Source organism: Rhizomicrobium sp., from assembly GCA_037200385.1.
Taxonomy (GTDB): domain Bacteria; phylum Pseudomonadota; class Alphaproteobacteria; order Micropepsales; family Micropepsaceae; genus Rhizomicrobium.
In genome coordinates this window covers 4,390,214-4,406,681 of sequence record JBBCGL010000001.1, presented here as the reverse complement: position 1 = coordinate 4,406,681, position 16,468 = coordinate 4,390,214, and the positions used below count along the sequence as shown (strand labels likewise).

The 16,468-nt window shown below is 67.3% G+C and carries 19 protein-coding genes; 5 read left to right on the top strand and 14 right to left on the bottom strand.

The window, feature by feature from the left end:
* Window positions 1-5: 5 nt before the first annotated feature.
* The 6 genes from rimM to WDM91_21165 all read right to left on the bottom strand — a co-directional run bounded on the left by rimM (window position 6) and on the right by WDM91_21165 (window position 7,556).
* Window positions 6-539 carry a ribosome maturation factor RimM gene (rimM, locus tag WDM91_21190; GenBank protein ID MEI9997125.1) on the bottom strand — a complete coding sequence of 178 codons (534 nt, stop codon included), beginning with the start codon at window positions 537-539 and terminating at the stop codon, window positions 6-8.
* 4 nt (window positions 540-543) lie between these two features.
* On the bottom strand, window positions 544-906 hold the full coding sequence (gene rpsP, locus WDM91_21185) for a 30S ribosomal protein S16 (GenBank protein ID MEI9997124.1): 363 nt from the start codon (window positions 904-906) through the stop codon (window positions 544-546).
* Window positions 907-1,013: 107 nt separating this feature from the next.
* Window positions 1,014-2,387 (bottom strand): signal recognition particle protein, encoded by a 1,374-nt coding sequence (ffh, locus tag WDM91_21180; GenBank protein MEI9997123.1) that lies wholly within the window; start codon window positions 2,385-2,387, stop codon window positions 1,014-1,016.
* Between the two features lie 266 nt (window positions 2,388-2,653).
* Complete coding sequence (locus WDM91_21175) at window positions 2,654-3,298, bottom strand: Pr6Pr family membrane protein (GenBank protein MEI9997122.1); 645 nt, start codon at window positions 3,296-3,298, stop codon at window positions 2,654-2,656.
* A 43-nt stretch (window positions 3,299-3,341) separates the two neighbouring features.
* Window positions 3,342-5,450 (bottom strand): prolyl oligopeptidase family serine peptidase, encoded by a 2,109-nt coding sequence (locus WDM91_21170; GenBank protein MEI9997121.1) that lies wholly within the window; start codon window positions 5,448-5,450, stop codon window positions 3,342-3,344.
* A gap of 42 nt (window positions 5,451-5,492) precedes the next feature.
* On the bottom strand, window positions 5,493-7,556 hold the full coding sequence (locus WDM91_21165; protein ID MEI9997120.1) for a prolyl oligopeptidase family serine peptidase: 2,064 nt from the start codon (window positions 7,554-7,556) through the stop codon (window positions 5,493-5,495).
* 38 nt (window positions 7,557-7,594) lie between these two features.
* Here WDM91_21165 and dapF point away from each other — a divergent pair, with 38 nt between their 5' ends.
* From dapF to WDM91_21145, 4 genes are read left to right on the top strand one after another with little or no spacing between them, the layout of a single operon-like run.
* Window positions 7,595-8,425 carry a diaminopimelate epimerase gene (gene dapF, locus WDM91_21160; GenBank protein ID MEI9997119.1) on the top strand — a complete coding sequence of 277 codons (831 nt, stop codon included), beginning with the start codon at window positions 7,595-7,597 and terminating at the stop codon, window positions 8,423-8,425.
* Entirely contained in the window at window positions 8,422-9,666 is a 1,245-nt protein-coding gene (mtaB, locus tag WDM91_21155) for a tRNA (N(6)-L-threonylcarbamoyladenosine(37)-C(2))-methylthiotransferase MtaB (protein ID MEI9997118.1), read from the top strand. The genes dapF and mtaB overlap by 4 nt, the downstream gene beginning before the upstream one ends.
* Window positions 9,663-10,607 carry a signal recognition particle-docking protein FtsY gene (gene ftsY, locus WDM91_21150; GenBank protein ID MEI9997117.1) on the top strand — a complete coding sequence of 315 codons (945 nt, stop codon included), beginning with the start codon at window positions 9,663-9,665 and terminating at the stop codon, window positions 10,605-10,607. Before mtaB ends, ftsY begins: the two co-directional genes overlap by 4 nt.
* A complete protein-coding gene (locus WDM91_21145) occupies window positions 10,604-11,155 on the top strand; it encodes a septation protein A (GenBank protein MEI9997116.1) in 552 nt (183 codons plus the stop codon). The genes ftsY and WDM91_21145 overlap by 4 nt, the downstream gene beginning before the upstream one ends.
* A gap of 3 nt (window positions 11,156-11,158) precedes the next feature.
* Here WDM91_21145 and WDM91_21140 read toward each other — a convergent pair whose 3' ends face one another.
* Window positions 11,159-11,725 (bottom strand): NUDIX hydrolase, encoded by a 567-nt coding sequence (locus tag WDM91_21140; protein MEI9997115.1) that lies wholly within the window; start codon window positions 11,723-11,725, stop codon window positions 11,159-11,161.
* A 209-nt stretch (window positions 11,726-11,934) separates the two neighbouring features.
* On the opposite strand from WDM91_21140, the gene WDM91_21135 reads away from it, so the two are divergent.
* Window positions 11,935-12,444 carry a MarR family transcriptional regulator gene (locus WDM91_21135; GenBank protein ID MEI9997114.1) on the top strand — a complete coding sequence of 170 codons (510 nt, stop codon included), beginning with the start codon at window positions 11,935-11,937 and terminating at the stop codon, window positions 12,442-12,444.
* 10 nt (window positions 12,445-12,454) lie between these two features.
* Here WDM91_21135 and WDM91_21130 read toward each other — a convergent pair whose 3' ends face one another.
* The 7 genes from WDM91_21130 to phbB all read right to left on the bottom strand — a co-directional run bounded on the left by WDM91_21130 (window position 12,455) and on the right by phbB (window position 16,456).
* The gene (locus tag WDM91_21130) at window positions 12,455-12,712 is read right to left on the bottom strand and encodes a hypothetical protein (protein MEI9997113.1); all 258 of its coding nucleotides are present in this window, start codon (window positions 12,710-12,712) and stop codon (window positions 12,455-12,457) included.
* A gap of 40 nt (window positions 12,713-12,752) precedes the next feature.
* Entirely contained in the window at window positions 12,753-13,286 is a 534-nt protein-coding gene (locus tag WDM91_21125; GenBank protein MEI9997112.1) for a DsbE family thiol:disulfide interchange protein, read from the bottom strand.
* Entirely contained in the window at window positions 13,283-13,432 is a 150-nt protein-coding gene (gene ccmD, locus WDM91_21120; protein ID MEI9997111.1) for a heme exporter protein CcmD, read from the bottom strand. Before ccmD ends, WDM91_21125 begins: the two co-directional genes overlap by 4 nt.
* Complete coding sequence (ccmC, locus tag WDM91_21115; protein MEI9997110.1) at window positions 13,429-14,151, bottom strand: heme ABC transporter permease CcmC; 723 nt, start codon at window positions 14,149-14,151, stop codon at window positions 13,429-13,431. Before ccmC ends, ccmD begins: the two co-directional genes overlap by 4 nt.
* Before the next feature lie 44 nt (window positions 14,152-14,195).
* On the bottom strand, window positions 14,196-14,852 hold the full coding sequence (gene ccmB / locus WDM91_21110) for a heme exporter protein CcmB (protein ID MEI9997109.1): 657 nt from the start codon (window positions 14,850-14,852) through the stop codon (window positions 14,196-14,198).
* A gap of 160 nt (window positions 14,853-15,012) precedes the next feature.
* On the bottom strand, window positions 15,013-15,636 hold the full coding sequence (ccmA, locus tag WDM91_21105; GenBank protein ID MEI9997108.1) for a heme ABC exporter ATP-binding protein CcmA: 624 nt from the start codon (window positions 15,634-15,636) through the stop codon (window positions 15,013-15,015).
* 94 nt (window positions 15,637-15,730) lie between these two features.
* Window positions 15,731-16,456, bottom strand: a complete 726-nt coding sequence (phbB, locus tag WDM91_21100) for an acetoacetyl-CoA reductase (protein ID MEI9997107.1) — start codon at window positions 16,454-16,456, stop codon at window positions 15,731-15,733.
* Window positions 16,457-16,468 lie beyond the last annotated feature (12 nt).

The following is a 16,468-nucleotide window of genomic DNA, read 5'->3' as shown; positions in this document are numbered from 1 at the left end:
CCAATTCATTCCACGCCGTGTTCGCGTTCGGCTTCGTCGTCGCGTGGGACGGCGACCACGATGCGGCCCTTGTCGATCTCGATATGGGGAACGGTCTCGCGGGTGAAGGCGAGGAGGACGGTGTCGCCGCCCGGGATCTCGATCTCGATCACGTCGCCGGCGCCGTAATTGTGGATCGCCTTGACGGTGCCGATGACCCGGTCCTCGACATCCTCCGCACGCAGGCCGACGAGATCGGCGTGGTAGAACTCGTCGGCGTCGGGCTGCGGCAGCGCGGCGCGGGTGACGTAGAGCTCGGTGCCCTTGAGCGCCTCGGCCGCGCCGCGGTCGCTCACTTCGGCGAGCGTCAGCACCGCCTCGTCCGGCCTGGTGCCACGCGCCGCCGTCACCGTGAAGCGGCGGCCGTCCCTGGTGTGCAGCCCGCCATAGCGCGCCAGCGCTTCGGGCGCGGCGGTGAAGGCCTTCACCCTCACCTCGCCCTTGAGGCCCTGGGCGCCGATCACGGCGGCCATCAGCACGTCGCGGGACGGCCCCGCCATCGTCTTAGCCTTCCGCGGCCGCAGCTGCGGCTTCGGCGGCCTTGGCGTTCGCCGCAGCGCGTTCCTGCGCCTTCTTCTTCGGCTTGGCCTTCTGCGGGTTGTTCTTCGCCAGCGGCTCGACGAGGCCGGCATTGGCGAGGAAGCGGTGGACGCGGTCCGACGCCGTGGCGCCCTTCTTGATCCATTCGCCGGCCTTCTCGACCTCGAGCTTCACGCGGTCGGCGTGGTCCTTGGGCAGCAGCGGGTTGTAGAAGCCGATCTTCTCGATGAAGCGGCCGTCGCGCGGGCTGCGCGAATCCGCCACGACGATCGCATAATGCGGGCGCTTCTTGGTGCCGCCGCGGGCCAGTCTGATCTTGAGAGCCATAAGTCGCAGTCCTTCTTCTTCGTTCGTGTCTGTCGTCGCCCCCTCCACCGCCTTCGGCGGTTCCCTCCCCCGCTTTGCGGGGGAGGATCACGGAGAGAGCGTGAACTTCATCGTTTGGGCATCATGCCCGGGGGCATGCCGCCGCCACCGCCGAACAGGGCGCTGAGGCCCTGCATGGCGCGGCCGCCCTTGCCCATCTTCTTCATCACGTCCGACATCTGCCGGTGCATCTTGAGGAGCTTGTTCACTTCGCTCACTTCGACGCCGGAGCCTGCGGCGATACGCTTGCGGCGCGAGCCGTTGATCAGGTCGGGATCGGACCGCTCTTTCTTCGTCATCGACTGGATGATGGCTTCCTGGCGGGTGAGCAGCTTGTCGTCCATGCCCGATTGCGCGAGCTGGTCCTTCACCTTGCCGACGCCCGGCAGCATGCCGAGCACGCCCTGCATGCCGCCGAGCTTCTTCATCTGGCGCAATTGTTCGGCGAGGTCGTTCATGTCGAACTCGCCCTTCTTCATGCGCTTGGCGAGTTTTTCGGCCTGCTCCTTGTCGATGGTCTCGGCGGCGCGCTCGACCAGGCTGACGACGTCGCCCATGTCGAGGATGCGGCCGGCGACGCGGGCGGGATGGAACGGCTCGAGCGCGTCGAGCTTTTCGCCGGTGGCGAGGAACTTGATCGGTGCGCCGGTGACGGCACGCATCGAGAGCGCCGCGCCGCCGCGGGCATCGCCGTCGGCGCGGCTGAGGATGATGCCGGAAAGCGGCACGCGCTCGTTGAACGATTTGGCGATGTTCACCGCGTCCTGGCCGGTCAGCGAGTCCGCGACCAGGATGGTCTCGTGCGGCTTGACCTGCTCGCGGATCGCGGCGACCTCGAGCATCAGCTGCTCGTCGATATGCTGGCGGCCGGCGGTGTCGAGGATGACGACGTCATAGCCGCCGACCCGGGCGCTCGCCATGGCGCGCCTGGCGATGTCGAGCGGGGTCTGGCCGGCGACGATGGGCAGCGTCGCGACCTGCGCCTGCTCGCCCAGGATCCGCAGCTGCTCCATCGCGGCGGGGCGCGTGACGTCGAGCGACGCCATCAGCACCTTTTTCTTCTCGCGGGTCTGCAGCATCAGGCCGAGCTTGGCCGAGGTCGTCGTCTTGCCCGAGCCCTGCAAGCCGACCATCAGGATCGGCGCGGGCGGGCTGCCCAGGTTCAGCGAGGCGTTTTCCTCGCCGAGCGTTTCGACCAGCACGTCATGGACGATCTTGACGACCTGCTGGCCGGGCGTGACCGAGCGGATGACGTCCTCGCCGATGGCGCGGGGGCGGACCTTGTCGATGAAATCCTTGACGACGGGGAGCGCGACGTCGGCCTCGATCAGCGCGGTGCGGACCTCGGCCAGCGCGGCGTCGACATCGGCTTCCGTGAGCGCGCCGCGCCCGCGAAGCCTGTCGAACACGCCGCCGAGGCGGGACTGGAGTGAGTCAAACATCCATCATCCATCTCCGTCATCGCCCGGCTTGTCCGGGCAACCCAATTTCGGCGGCGGAGCCGGAAATTGGATCACCCGCATGCGCGGATGATGACGGGCAAGTAATACCCAAAGCAAAACGGCCCCAGGGGGCGCATCCGCGCTGCCTGGGGGCGATCCTGGGCCGAGCCCAGGACCGGAAGCGACCTCGTCTCTTCCGGAAGCGGCGGGTTTTAGGCCAGAGAGGGCGGGCCGTCAATCACAGGTCGTGCCGACGGATGACGCGCCTAGCCCGATGCGGCCGGGAGGCGGCGCGGCAGGCCGCCCAAGGCGCAGTCGATGCCGGCCAGGACGAAGCCGACGACCAGGTAGATCCCAAGCAAACCCAGGCTGTTGATCGCCACCCGGCCGGCGCCGAGCGCCGCGAGGTCGAGGAAAGGATAGGCATAATGGCCCGTGAGCGCGCCCTGGACCAGCATGAAGACGAGATAGGCAAGCGGGAAAGCCAACCAGGCGAAGGGTGCGCGCCAGCCGAGCGTGCCCTTGGGCAAGAACAGCCAGAAGACGAGGTAGAGCGCCGGCACGATGTCGTGGATCGCCGCGTCGAGCAGCATGCGCAGGCCGCCGGCTTTTGTTTCAAGCGCGCCGTGGAATTCGAGGAGATAAACCAGCGCGACGACGGTCAGATAGAGGAGGATCGCGGTGAGGATATTCGCGCGCGCCGCGCGATGCGGATCGAATGCAACCGCCGCCAGTGCCACCGCCGCGAACAGATTGGCAAGAATGGTGAAGGAGCTGACATAGCGGCCGAGCGCCGCGGCGGCACCGAGACCGTCCTGCGGCGCCGTCACGGCCAGCACCAGTTCGGTCAGCAGGACCGCCCAGACAAAGACGGCCGCGATTGCCGCGAAGATGCGCCCGAACCTGTCCATGCCGACCTCCCCGTTCGGGCACAGCATGGGGGCGGCGGCCGCTCTATTTCAATCCCAATTTCTGTTTCAGATACACATAGCTCAGCGCCCACATCTCCGCCTGCGCGGCGTTGGTGGCGCCGGGGCCGTGGCCGCCTTCGGCGCTTTCGTTGAACAGCACGTCGTGACCCTGCGCCTCCATCTTGGCCGCCATCATGCGAGCCCAGATGGGCGTGACGCGGTCGTCGCTGGTCTCGGTGATGAAGAGGATGGAGGGATAGGCCGCGTCCGGCTTCACGTTCTGATAGGCTGAGTATTTCGCCAGCCAGGCGCGGTCTTCCGGCTTGTCGGGATCGCCATATTCGTCGATCCAGGAGGCGCCGGCGCCGAAGCGGGTGTAGCGCAGCATGTCGACCAGCGGGCGCTGGCAGACCACGGCGGCGAGCAGTTCGGGATGCTGGGTCATCGTCACGGTGGTCAGCACGCCGCCGTTCGAGGCGCCGACGATGCCGAGCTGTTTGGGCGTGGCGAGCTTGCGCGTCTCCAGGTCGCGCGCCACGGCGGCGAAATCGTCGAACGCCTTCTGGCGGTTCTGCTTGAGCGCCGCCTGGTGCCAGCGCGGCCCGAACTCGCCGCCGCCGCGGATATTGGCCACCGCGATGGCGCCGCCCCGGCTCAGCCAGACCTGGCCCACATCGAGCGGGCGATGGCCGTCGTTCCAGTACCAGGGCGTCAGCGCGAGCTCGAAACCGCCATAGGAATAGAGGATGGTCGGCACCGGACCTTTCGCGGCCTTGGGGCGGATCAGGAAATACGGGACCTTGGTGCCGTCGGACGAGATGGTCCAAAGCTGCTGCGCGCTGTAGCGGCTCGCATCGAACAGCGGCGCCTGGGATTTCACCGCGATGGGCGGCGAGGTGCCGTCGGTGGCGTAAAGCGTGGGCGGGGTGAGGAAGCTCTCGAAGGCGAACTGCGCGGCGCCGCTCCAGGGGTCGGCCGGCAGCACCGCGGTCGAACCGCCTTGCGGCAGGGCGAGCTTCGTATCGCTCCAATGGCCGTTGCTCTCGCGAAAGGCATGCACCGAACCGGTGACGTTGTCGTAGATCGAGGCATAGACCGCGTCGCGGCCGGCGACGACGCCGTCCACCGCGTCGCGCGGGCCCGGCGTGTAAAGAAGCTCGAAGCGCGCCTGCATCTTCTGCAGCACGTACGGCTTGACCGCGAAGGCGATCAGCGCGCCGCGCCCGAGGGGCTTCTGCGCGCCGGGCGGCGTCCAAGGCTCGCGCAGCGTGAAGATCAGCTTGCCGCCCGTGACCCCATGCAGTTCGGCGCCGGGCGGGAGCGGCAGCTTCATCGTCGATCCGTCGGGATAGACATAACGATATTCCGCGGTGAAGAAGGTCAGGCCGCGCTCGACCAGCGCGATGGTGCCGTATGGTCCGTGGAAGACGACGGGGTTTGCCGAGATGTCGTCCGCGGTGCCTTCATAAACCGTCCTCGCGTCGGCAAGCGCTTCGCCGCGACGCCAGAGCTTCACGATGCGCGGATAGCTCGACTTGGTGAGCGTGCCGGGACCGAAATCGGTCGAGACCAGCACGGTGTTCTCATCGATGAAGGCCGCGTTGAGCTTCGAGAGCGGCAGCGCGAAGCCATCGGCCACGAAGCTTTTGGTCTTCAGGTCGAACTCGCGCACCGTCGCGGCATCGCCGCCGCCGGGCGAAAGCCGGATCAGGCAGCGGTCGCCGTCCGGCGCGCAATCGGCACCCTGCCAGACGAACTGGGCGTGCTCGCCGGCGTCGAGCGTGTCGAGGTCGAGCAGGGTTTCCCAATGCGGCGTCTTCGACGCGTAGTCGGCGGCCGTGGTGCGGCGCCAGATACCGCGCGCGTGCTCCGCGTCCTGCCAGAAATCATAGACCTTGCCATGATCGAGCTGGCCCAGCGGGATGCGGTCGGGCACGTCCAGCGATTTGAGGATCGTCCCGTAATCCTGGGCGTAGCGAGGATCGGATTTGAGCGCGGCTTCGCTGGTGGCGTTCTGCTGCTTGACCCAGGCGAGCGGCTTTTCGCCGTAGATGTCGGAGAGCCATAGATTGGGATCGTCGTCGACGGGAGCGGCGAGGGTTGAGGTGGCGAGGAGAGCGATGGAGGCGAAAAGAAGAGACTGAAAGCGCACGATGTCCTCCGTTTCCTCCCCCGTAACAACGGGGGAGGAAAGTTATTTCAATCCCAGCTTCTGCTTCAGATACACGAAGCTCAACGCCCACATCTCGGCCGCCTCTTTGTGGTTGGCGCCGGCGGAGTGGCCGCCGTCGGTGTTCTCGAAGAACAGCACGTCGTCGCCATAGCTCTCCATCTTCGCGGCCATCTTGCGCGCATGCACGGGCGTGACGCGGTCGTCGCTGGTCGCGGTGGTGAACAGCACCGGCGGATATTTCACGCCCGGCTTCACGTTCTGGTAGGGCGAGTATTTGAGGATCCATTCCCGCGCCTTCGGATCGGCGGGATCGCCGTATTCGTCGGCCCAGGACTGGCCGGCGCCGATCTGGGTGAAGCGCAGCATGTCGATCAGGGGCACCTGGCAGACCACCGCGCCGAACAGTTCGGGATGCTGCACCATCGAGGTGGAGACCAGCAGACCGCCATTCGAGCCGCCCATGATGCCGAGCTGCGGCGCGGTGGTGAGGCCGCGCCGGACGAGATCGCGCGCCACGGCGGCGAAATCGTCGAACGCTTTCTGACGGTTCTCGAACAGCGCGGCTTCGTGCCAGGCGGGGCCGAACTCGCCGCCGCCGCGGATGTTCGCGACGACGAAGATGCCGCCCTTGGCTAGCCACAGCATGCCGAAATTCGCCGAATAGGCCGGCGTCTGGGAAATCTCGAAACCGCCATAGCCGTAGAGGATCGTCGGCGCCGGACCGGCGGGCGTCTTCGGACGCGTCACGAAATACGGAATCTTCACGCCGTCGGAAGAGGCGGCCTCGAATTGCTCGGTCACCAAGCCGGCCGAGTCGAAGCGCGCCGGCAATGACTTGATCGCGCGCGGCTTGTCGTCGCCCTCGTCGAGATAGAGCGTCGCGGGTTTCAGATAGCTCTCGAACGTATACATCGCCTCGGGACCGAAATCATTGGTCGAGACGATATGCGTCGCGCCGTTGGGCGGCAGGCCGAGCTTGTCGTCGCGCCATTTGCCGTCGACGCGGCGAAAGGCATGGATGGCGCCGGTGACGTTCTCGAAGATCGAGGCATAAACCACGTCGCGGCCGGGCGCGACCTCTTCCACCGTGGCGCGCGGGCCCGGCGCATAGAGCACGTCGATGTCGCCGCCCGACGCCGCCATGGAGAGCAGCGCCCCCTGCGGATAGGTCTGGCCGCCGGTCTCCCATGCCTTGCGCAAGGTGAAGAGAATACGGTCGCCGGTCATGCCCTGGATGCTGGCCGAGAGCGGCAGGTCGAGCTTCGTCAGTGAGCCGTCGGCATTGATGCGATGATATTCGTTCTCGAAGAACGTCACGCCGCGCACGACGAGGGCGGTGACGCCGTGCTTGCCGTTGAGCGTCAGCGTCTGGACCGCGATATCCTCCGGCTTGCCCTCCAGCAGCGTCTTGGCCGCGTCGATCGGCTGGCCGCGATGCCAGAGCCTGACGATCCGCGGATAGCCCGACTTGGTCATCGTGCCGGGACCGAAATCGGTGTCGAAGACCACCGTGTCGTTGTCGATCCAGCTCGCATCGGACTTGGCATGCGGCAGGGTGAAGCCGCCGCTTATGAAAGTCTTCGTCTTGAGGTCGAATTCCCGGATGACGTGCGCGTCGCCGCCATCGCGCGAGAGCTGGACGAGGCAGCGGCTGAGGTCCGGGGTGCAGTTCGCGCCTTTCCAGATCCAGTTCTCATGCTCGTCGGCGGCGAGCTTGTCGACGTCGATGACCGTTTCCCAATGCGGGCTGCTGTTCGCGTAGTCGGCGACCGTGGTGCGGCGCCAGACGCCTTTGGGATTGACCGCGTCCTGCCAGAAATTGAACACGCTGTCCCGGACGATCGCGCCATAGGGAATGCGGTCGGTGGCGTCGAGGACCTTCAGGACCGCATCGTGGTCGGCCTGGTAGCGCGGGTCGGCCTGGAGGACGGCGCGAGTACGGGTGTTCTGGTCCGCCACCCAGGCGAGCGGCTTGGCGCCATGCACGTCTTCAAGCCAGATATAGGGGTCATCCACGCTGTCTGCTCCTCTGGCCGCGACGGCCGCCAACACGGCCATGGCCGCGATCCATTTGCCATACTTCATTCGTTGCTACCCCTCACGCGGCCGCCTATATACCGCCCATGACGCCGTTCCTGAAAATGCACGGGCTGGGCAATGATTTCGTCGTCTTCGACGCGCGAAAGCAAGAGCTTGCGCTCGATGCGGCGGCCGCGCGCGCGGTCGCGGACCGCCATTTCGGGATCGGCTGCGATCAGATCATCGTGATCGGGCCCGGGCGGGACGGCGCGGACGCGGTGATGACCATCCGCAACGCCGACGGCAGCGAGGTGGAACAGTGCGGCAACGCCACGCGCTGCGTCGCGCGGCTGCTGATGGAGGAGAGCGGTGCCGACCGCGTACGGATCGATACCGCGGGCGGCACGTTGCTGTGCAGCGACGCGGGCGGCGGACAGGTCACGGTGGACTGGGGCGCCCCCAGGCTGATGTGGGACGACGTACCGATGGCCCAGCCGGCGGACACCAACCAGTTCCAGCTCAATGTCGACGGCGCCACGCATCTGGCGAGCGCGCTGTCGGTCGGCAATCCCCATGTCGTACTGTTCGTCGACGATGCCGAGGCTGCGCCGGTCGCGGCGCTGGGCCCACGGATCGAGACCCATCCGATGTTCCCCGCGCGGACCAATGTCGAGTTCGTGAGCGTGGACGGCGGGAAGCTGCGCATGCGGGTGTGGGAACGCGGCGTCGGGATCACCAACGCCTGCGGCAGCGGCGCCTGCGCGGTGGCCGTGGCGGCGCACCGGCGCGGACTGGCGGGCCGCAAGGTCGAAGTCGTGCTGGACGGCGGCTCGCTGTTCATCGAATTGCGCGAGAGCGACGACCATATCCTGATGACCGGTCCGTCGGCGCTGGCGTTCAAGGGCGATGTCGACCTGAAGGCACTGGCGGCGTGAGCGCTCACATCGTCACCTTCGGCTGCCGGCTGAACGCTTATGAATCCGAGGCGATCCGCGCGCGTGCGGCCGAGGCGGGCTTGCGCGACGCGGTGATCTTCAACACCTGTGCCGTGACGGCGGAGGCGGTGCGCCAGTCGCGCCAGGCGATCCGCCGGGCGCGGCGCGAGCGGCCTGGTGCGAGGATCGTCGTCACGGGTTGCGCGGCGCAGAGCGAGCCGCAGACCTATGCCGCGATGGCGGAGGTCGATCTCGTCCTCGGCAATGCGGAGAAGCTCCAGACCCCGGCCTATGCCGGTTTCGGCGTGGCCGGGTCCGAAAGGGTCCGGGTCAACGACATCATGTCGGTGCGCGAGACCGCCGGGCAGATGGTCGACTGCTTCGAGGGCCACACGCGGGCTTTCCTGCAGGTGCAGAACGGCTGCGACCACCGCTGCACCTTCTGCATCATCCCGTACGGCCGGGGCAATTCGCGCAGCGTGCCGCCCGGCGCCGTGATCGACGAGGCGCGGCGGCTGACGGCGGCGGGGTTTCCGGAGCTGGTGCTGACCGGCGTGGACCTCACGGCCTATGGCAAGGATCTGCCCGGCGCGCCGTCGCTGGGGCAGCTCGTGCGCAAGATATTGAAACTTGTGCCGGCGGTACGGCGGCTCAGACTGTCTTCCATCGACTCCATCGAAGCCGACGCCGCATTGTGGCGCGCCATCGCCGAAGAGGAGCGGCTGATGCCGCATTTCCATCTCTCGGCGCAGTCGGGCGACGACATGATCCTGAAGCGCATGAAACGGCGGCATGGGCGCGGCGACACGATCGCGTTTTGCGAGCGGGTGCGGCGCCATCGGCCGGACGCCGCGTTCGGTGCGGACCTCATCGCAGGCTTTCCGACCGAGAACGAGGCGATGTTCGCGCAGACCCTGGACCTGATCGATGCCGCGGGCCTCTCGAGCCTGCATGTCTTTCCGTTCAGCGCGCGTCCGGGCACGCCGGCGGCGCGCATGCCGCAGCTGGACCGTGCCGTCGTGAAAGACCGCGCGGCGCGGTTGCGTGCCAAGGGCGAGGCGGCGACGACCGCGAGGCTGGCTTCGCTCGAGGGTACGACGCAGGAATTGCTGGTCGAACGCGGCGGGATCGGGCGCACCGCCTGCTTCGCGCCGGCCCAGATCGCAGGCGCGGCGCATGGAACGTTCGTGCGGGTCCGCGTCACCGGCGCGGCAGCCGGGCATCTCACGGTGGCGGCATGAGGGATTTCGGTGAAGCGCCGCCGCCGCCGACCTTCTTCGAGCGGCTGAAGGCCGGCCTGTCGCGCTCGACGGCCGGTCTGACCGACAACCTCGCGGGCGTCCTGACCAAGCGCAAGCTGGATGCGGTCAGCATCGGCGAGCTGGAGGACGCCCTGATCAAGGGCGATCTCGGTCCCGCATTGGCGAGCCGCCTGGCAAAGGCGGTGAGCGACAAGGGCTTCGGCGCCGACGTCAGCGACCACGACATCCGCGAGACCCTGCGCGGCGAGCTCCTCAAGGTCCTGCAGCCGATCGAGAAGCCGCTGCACGTCACCGACGATCACAAGCCCTTCGTCATCCTGGTCGCCGGCGTGAACGGCGGCGGCAAGACGACGACCATCGGCAAGCTCGCCAAGCGCTTCGCCGCCAACGGCGCCAAGGTGATGCTGGCGGCGGGCGACACCTTCCGCGCCGCGGCCATCGAGCAGCTCGCCGTCTGGGGGCAGCGCACCGGCGCACAGGTGGTCGCCAAGACGACCGGCGCCGACGCAGCCGGGCTCGCCTTCGAGGCGCTGGAGAAAGCCAAGGCCGACGGCACCGACGTGCTGCTGATCGACACGGCGGGGCGCCTGCAGAACAAGACGGGCCTGATGGCGGAGCTCGAGAAGATCGTGCGGGTGATCCGCAAGCTCGACCCCAGCGCGCCGCATGCGACGCTGCTGGTGCTTGATGCCACCACCGGGCAGAACGCGATCGGCCAGGTCGAGGCCTTCAAGGGCGTGGTACCGCTGACAGGGTTGATCATGACCAAGCTGGACGGAACCGCCAAGGGCGGCATCCTGGCGGCGCTGGCGCTGAAGTTCGGCCTGCCGGTCCACTATATCGGCGTGGGCGAAGGGGTCGACGACCTGCAGCCCTTCAACGCCGCCAATTTCGCCAAGGCACTCACGGGGGCAAGATGAGCGTTCAATTGCGGCGGCTGGCACTGGATCTGGGGCCGCTCGTCGCCTTCTTCATCGTGTTCCAGTTCTTCGGCATCTACGTCGCGACCGCGACGTTCATGGTGCTGGTGCTCGCGTCGCTCGCCGCCGGCTATGCGATGGAGCGGCGGCTGTCGCCGATCGCGATCTTCACCGCGGTCATCGTGCTGGTCTTCGGCGGCCTGACGCTCTACCTGAAGAACGACCTGTTCGTGAAGATCAAGCCGACGGTGATCTACACGACGTTCTGTGCCGTTTTGCTCGGGGGCCTGGCCTTCAACCGGCTGTTCATCAAATACGCGCTGTCCTTCGAGTTCGAGCTGCCGGAAAGCGCTTGGCGGACGCTGACCTGGCGCTGGGGACTTTTCTTTGCGGTCCAGGCGGTGCTGAACGAGATCGTCTGGCGCAACTTCTCGCTGTCGCACTGGGTGACCTACAAGAGCTGGCTGGTGATCCCGATGACGGTGATCTTCGCCGCGCTGCAAACGCCGCTTCTGCTCAAGCACATGCCGCAGGACACGTCAGACTGAGCCTCACGGTTGTGGAAAACGTCCTGTCTCGCCCGGCGGGTTCGAAAAAGGTGCAAAATTGCTCACCTCTCTGACTTCCCGCCAGTGGTTCAGCGCCCAGTGCACGCTGGGGAAAGCAATCTCCGTCCACGGAATATCGTCCCAGTCGAAGAGGGCGACGTCGAGGCTTTCCGCGCCCGCGCCGAATTGATCCGTATCAAGACGGGCGCGATACATCAGTTGCACCTGGCTGATCCCCGGGATTGAATAGATCGCAAGCAGGCCCTGCAAAACAATGTCGCAGAGCGCTTCCTCTTTCGCTTCGCGGCGGGCGCCGTCTTCCGGCGTCTCGTGCTCTTCGAGATAGCCGGCGGGCAATGTCCAGAAGCCCTTGCGCGGCTCTATCGCACGGCGGCACAGCAGCACGCGCGCGCCCCGCGCAACGACCGCGCCCACGACAATTTTCGGATTGCTGTAATAAATATGGCCGCAATCGCCGCAGACATAGCGCTCTGTTGTGTCTCCGTCCGGTACACGCCGCACGAAGCGCGCGTTCGGCGGCGGCGGAATGCCTCGCGTGCTGTCGCTCATGGGATCAGTTTGACGCGCCTGTCAGCGAAACAAAAGTGCGGTTGAAAAATCTTTGCGTTGCCAACGCCCGCGCAAACGCGATAGAGAATGTTGTGACGGGACACGGGGACGTCTAGTCTTTTCCCACAAACGCATTGCCCGCATATCGGTGCCTGACAACCGAAGCAGCGGCGCTCAGAAGCCGGCCGGTTGTTCCGGAGGGGTGTTGAATGACGAAGGCTCAGCGCAAGACGAATGGGAGCTTCGCCCTGTCGGAGTCACCATCGCATCTCCTCAAGCGCTGCTCCCAGTTCTTCGGCGACCTCTATGCGCATGAAGTCGGCTCGAGCGAACTGACCAAGCAGCAGTTCACGCTTCTCGCCGCGCTCGAGCACAATGAAGGCGCGAGCCAGACCGCGCTGGTCGAGATCACGGGCATCGACCGTTCGACGCTTGCCGAGATGGTGCGGCGGATGCTCGAGAAGGGCCTGCTGTCGCGCGAGCGCACCGAAGAGGACCAGCGCGCGAACTCCGTCGCCATTTCCCCGAGCGGTCGCAAGGCATTGCGCGCGGCACGCACGGCGTCGGACCGGGCGGAGAAGGCCCTGCTCGATCCCCTGCCGCCGGCCGAGCGGCAACGGCTGGTCAAGCTGCTGAGCACGGTGGCGGCGGCAGCCGAATCCTTTGCCGTTGACGGCCATGCCGCGCCCAAGGGGCGCACCAAGCGCCGGCGGGCCTAAGGACTTTCCCCTAAACGCGAATATCGAGATTGGCGCCGAGGCGCGTGCCGGCGTTGTAAGCCGGCGCAGGCGCTTGCGCCAACGGAACGGCCGATGGCCTCGCGGCCGTCGCCGGCTTGAAATCCATCGGCTCGAACGAGGCGGCGTCGGCGCCCTTCTCCTTCGCAAGCGCGGACGCGAACGGCGTCTGCCCGTCCGCCGGCGGACGGGCCGCGCCGCGCGAGAGCTGCTGTGCGGCGATCAGGAGATTGGCGGCGCTGAGTTGCATCGCGCCAGCATCGCAAAACATGGTTGCCGAAATCTGAAGATCAGTGTGCCGCCGCGATGGCGGGCAGCACGTCGAGTATGAGGCCGTCGGGCGTGAGCGGCCCGAACCGGCCGCGCACCACGCCATGGGAGTCGACGACGAAGGATTCCGGCACGCCCGAGATGCCCCACTCGATGCCCGCGGCGCCGGCGGCGTCGAGACCGATCCGCTCATAGGGATCGCCATATTCATCGAGGAAGGCGCGGGCCGCCTGCGGCGTGTCCTTGTAGGCGATGCCGATCAGGCGCACGCCGCGGGCGCGGGCCAGCTGGGCGAGCTGCGGCGCCTCCTCACGGCAGGGGATGCACCAGGAGGCGAAGACGTTGACGATCGTGACCCGGCCCTTCGCGGCGAGATCGGACCGGCCGAAACCCAGCGTGTGCGCATCCAGGGGCGGCAGGGCCAGCGCAGGCACGGGCTTGCCGACCAGCGCCGATTGCATCGCCGCAGCCGCCGGCGGGCGCAGGCTGGCGTGCAGGAACCAGGCGAGCCCGAGGAACGCGAGCACGGGAAGGATGTAGAAGAGGCGCTTCACGACTTTTCGAGCGCCGCGAGTTGTGCCCTGGCCCGGGCATAGGCGCGCACCGTCGTGGCGACCGCGGCGCCGAGCAGCAGAACCGAGACGCCATAGGCCGGCCAGACATAGGCGCCGTAACCGCCCATCGCGAGGAAGCCGCTCATGCCGCCGCTCCACCCAGCAGGAGCGAACGGATCCGCCGCTCGAGGATCTCGGTCCGTATACGGATGGTCCACAGCGTGAAGAACAGCAGGGTGTAGCCCGCCATGCTGACGAAGAGCGGCCAGAGGAAGACGCTCGCGATCGTCGGGCCGCCGGCGCGGAAGATGCTCTCGCCCTGGTGCAGCGTGTGCCAGTTCACCGAGAACTCGATGACCGGCAGGTTCACCGCGCCGACCAGCGCGAGGATCGCGGCGGCACGGGCGGCACGGACCTCGTCCTCGATCGCGTTCCACAGCGCCATGTAACCGAGATAGAGGAACAGCAGCAGCAGGAACGAGGTCAGCCGCGCGTCCCAGACCCACCAGGCACCCCACATCGGGCGGCCCCAGAGCGAACCGGTGACGAGGCCCAGCAGCGTGAACGTCGCGCCCAGCGGCGCCGCCGCCTTCGCGGCGACATCGGCCAGCGGATGGCGCCAGACCAGGCTGAAAAGCGACGCCAGGGCCAGCAGGCCATAGGCCATCATCGCGGTCCAGGCCGCCGGGACATGGAGATACATCAGCTTGACGGTGTCGCCCTGCTGATAATCGGGCGGGCTCGCGAAGCCCAGAACGAGCCCCGCGAAAAGCGCGGCAACCGTCGCCGCGACGAGCCAGGGCAGCACGGCCGCGCTGAGGTCCATGAAGCGCTTCGGATTGGCATAGGCGAACAGGCTGGCCATGACAGCGATCTAGGCCTCCCGCGCCAGGGTCGCAAGCATCGGGCTTATCCTGCGAGGTTGAGCCGCACGGCGGCGGCGGCCGCGAAGGGCGAAAGCAGCGTCGCGGCGACCGAGAACGCGGCAAGAAAGAGCAGCGCGCCGTTCGACAGGCCGTCGAGGACCGCCTGCACCGCACCGGCGCCGAAGATCACCGCGGGGCTGAGCAGCGGCAGCACGAGCAGCGGCAGGATCAGCCCGCCGCGGCGAACCGCGAGGGTGAGCGCCGCGCCGATCGCGCCCAGCGCGCTCACCGACGGCGTGCCGACCAGCAGCGACAGCCCGAGGACGGCGATGGCGCGGGGCGGCAAGCCGAACATCAGCCCGAGCAGCGGCGACAGCAAGGTGAGCGGCAGGCCGGTGGTCAGCCAGTGTGCCGCGATCTTCGCCGCGGCGATGCTTTCCAGCGAAAGCGGCGAGAGGGCGAGGAGGTCGAGGCTGCCGTCGTCGAAATCGGCCTGGAACAGCCGGTCGAGCGAGAGCAAGGCGGCCAGGACGGCAGCGACCCAGAGCACACCGGCCGCGATGCGCGCAAGGAGCCGCAGGTCGGCGCCGACACCGAGCGGCACCAGCGTCGCGACGGCGGCGAAGAAGGCGAGCGCCAGCGCCGCGCTGCCGCCGGCACGGCTCGCAAGGCGGATGTCGCGGAGAAAGAGAGGGATCATGTGGGACGCATGTTTTCCTCCCCCGTTGTTACGGGGGAGGTGGCTTGGCGCGCGGCGCCAAGACGGAGGGGGCCGGCGCAGGTGTCACCCCCTTCACCATCGCTTCGCGATGGTCCCCCTCCCCCGTAACAACGGGGGAGGAAAAGGATCGCGTCCGCGCTCATGCCGGCGCCCCCAGCACCAGCCGCTCGCACGCGATCCCCAGCGGCTCGTGCGTCGCCGCGATGGCGATGCCGCCGAACAGGGCATGGGCGTCGAGAAACTCGGCGGCGAGCCGCTTGCCGCCGGCATCGAGCGACGCGAGCGGCTCGTCGAGCAGCCAGACGGGACGATTGGAGATCTTCAGCCGCGCCAGCGCGAGGCGCTTCTTCTGTCCGGCGGACAGGTATTGGCAAGGCAAGCTTGCCACCGCCGCGAGACCGACCGCGGCGAGGGCGTCGGCGATCTTCGCGTCGCTGCGATAGAGACCGGCAAAAAACGCCAGGACCTCGAGCGGCGTCAGCTGCGGCTTGGCGGCGTCGTGATGGCCGAGCCAGCCGATCAGACGGCCACGCTCCTCGGCATCGTCGATCGTCGCGGCGCCCGCAGTCAGCGCGATCCTGCCGGCGGCGGGGACCAGGAAGCCCGCAAGCAGGCGCAGCAGCGAGGTCTTGCCGGCACCGTTGGGACCTTCAAGCGACAGTATCTGTCCGCCGGCGACGCGAAAGCTCAGATCGCGGAACAGGACGCGCTGCCCGCGGATGCAGGTGAGACGTTCGACGCCGAGGCTGGCAACCGTGCTCAAGCGATCCCTCATCCTTCGACAAGCTCAGGATGAGGGCCTTGGAGAAGGCCCCATCTCGAGCGCGCCGAAGGACGAGGCCGTACACGCGATCGGTTCAGCCCGCAATATACTGCGCGCCGTTCACCGTCATGGTGGCGCCGGTGATGAAGGCGGCGTCGTCGGACGCGAGGAAGCAGGTCATCTTGGCGATCTCCTCGGCCTTGCCGAGCCGGCCGACCGGGATGGTCGAGATGATGCCTTCGAGCACCTTGGGCGGCACCGCCTGGACCATCTCGGTGTCGATGTAGCCGGGGCAGATCACGTTGACCGTGATGCCCTTCTTCGCAGTCTCCTGCGCCAGCGCCTTGGTGAAGCCGATGATCCCGGCCTTGGCGGCGGAATAGTTGGTCTGGCCCATCTGGCCCTTCTGGCCGTTGATCGAGGAGATGTTGACGATGCGGCCAAAATTGCGCTCGCGCATGCCGTCGATCAGCGGCCGCGTCATGTAGAACATCGAGCCGAGATCGATGCGGATCACGTCGTCCCACTGCTCGGCGGTCATCTTGTGCAGCATGGCATCCTTGGTGACGCCGGCATTGTTCACGAGGATGTCGACCGGGCCGAGCGCCGCCTCGACCTCCTTGAGGCCGGCGGCGCAGGCGGCGGCGCTGCCGACATCCCATTTGAACACCGGGATTCCCGTCTCGGCCTTGAATTTCTCGGCCGCGGCGTCGTTGCCGCAATAATTCGCCGCGACGCTGTAGCCGCAATTCTTCAGGCCGACGGAAATCGCCGCGCCGATGCCGCGCGTCCCTCCCGTCACCAATGCCACCCGTGCCATGTCTGGTCGTCC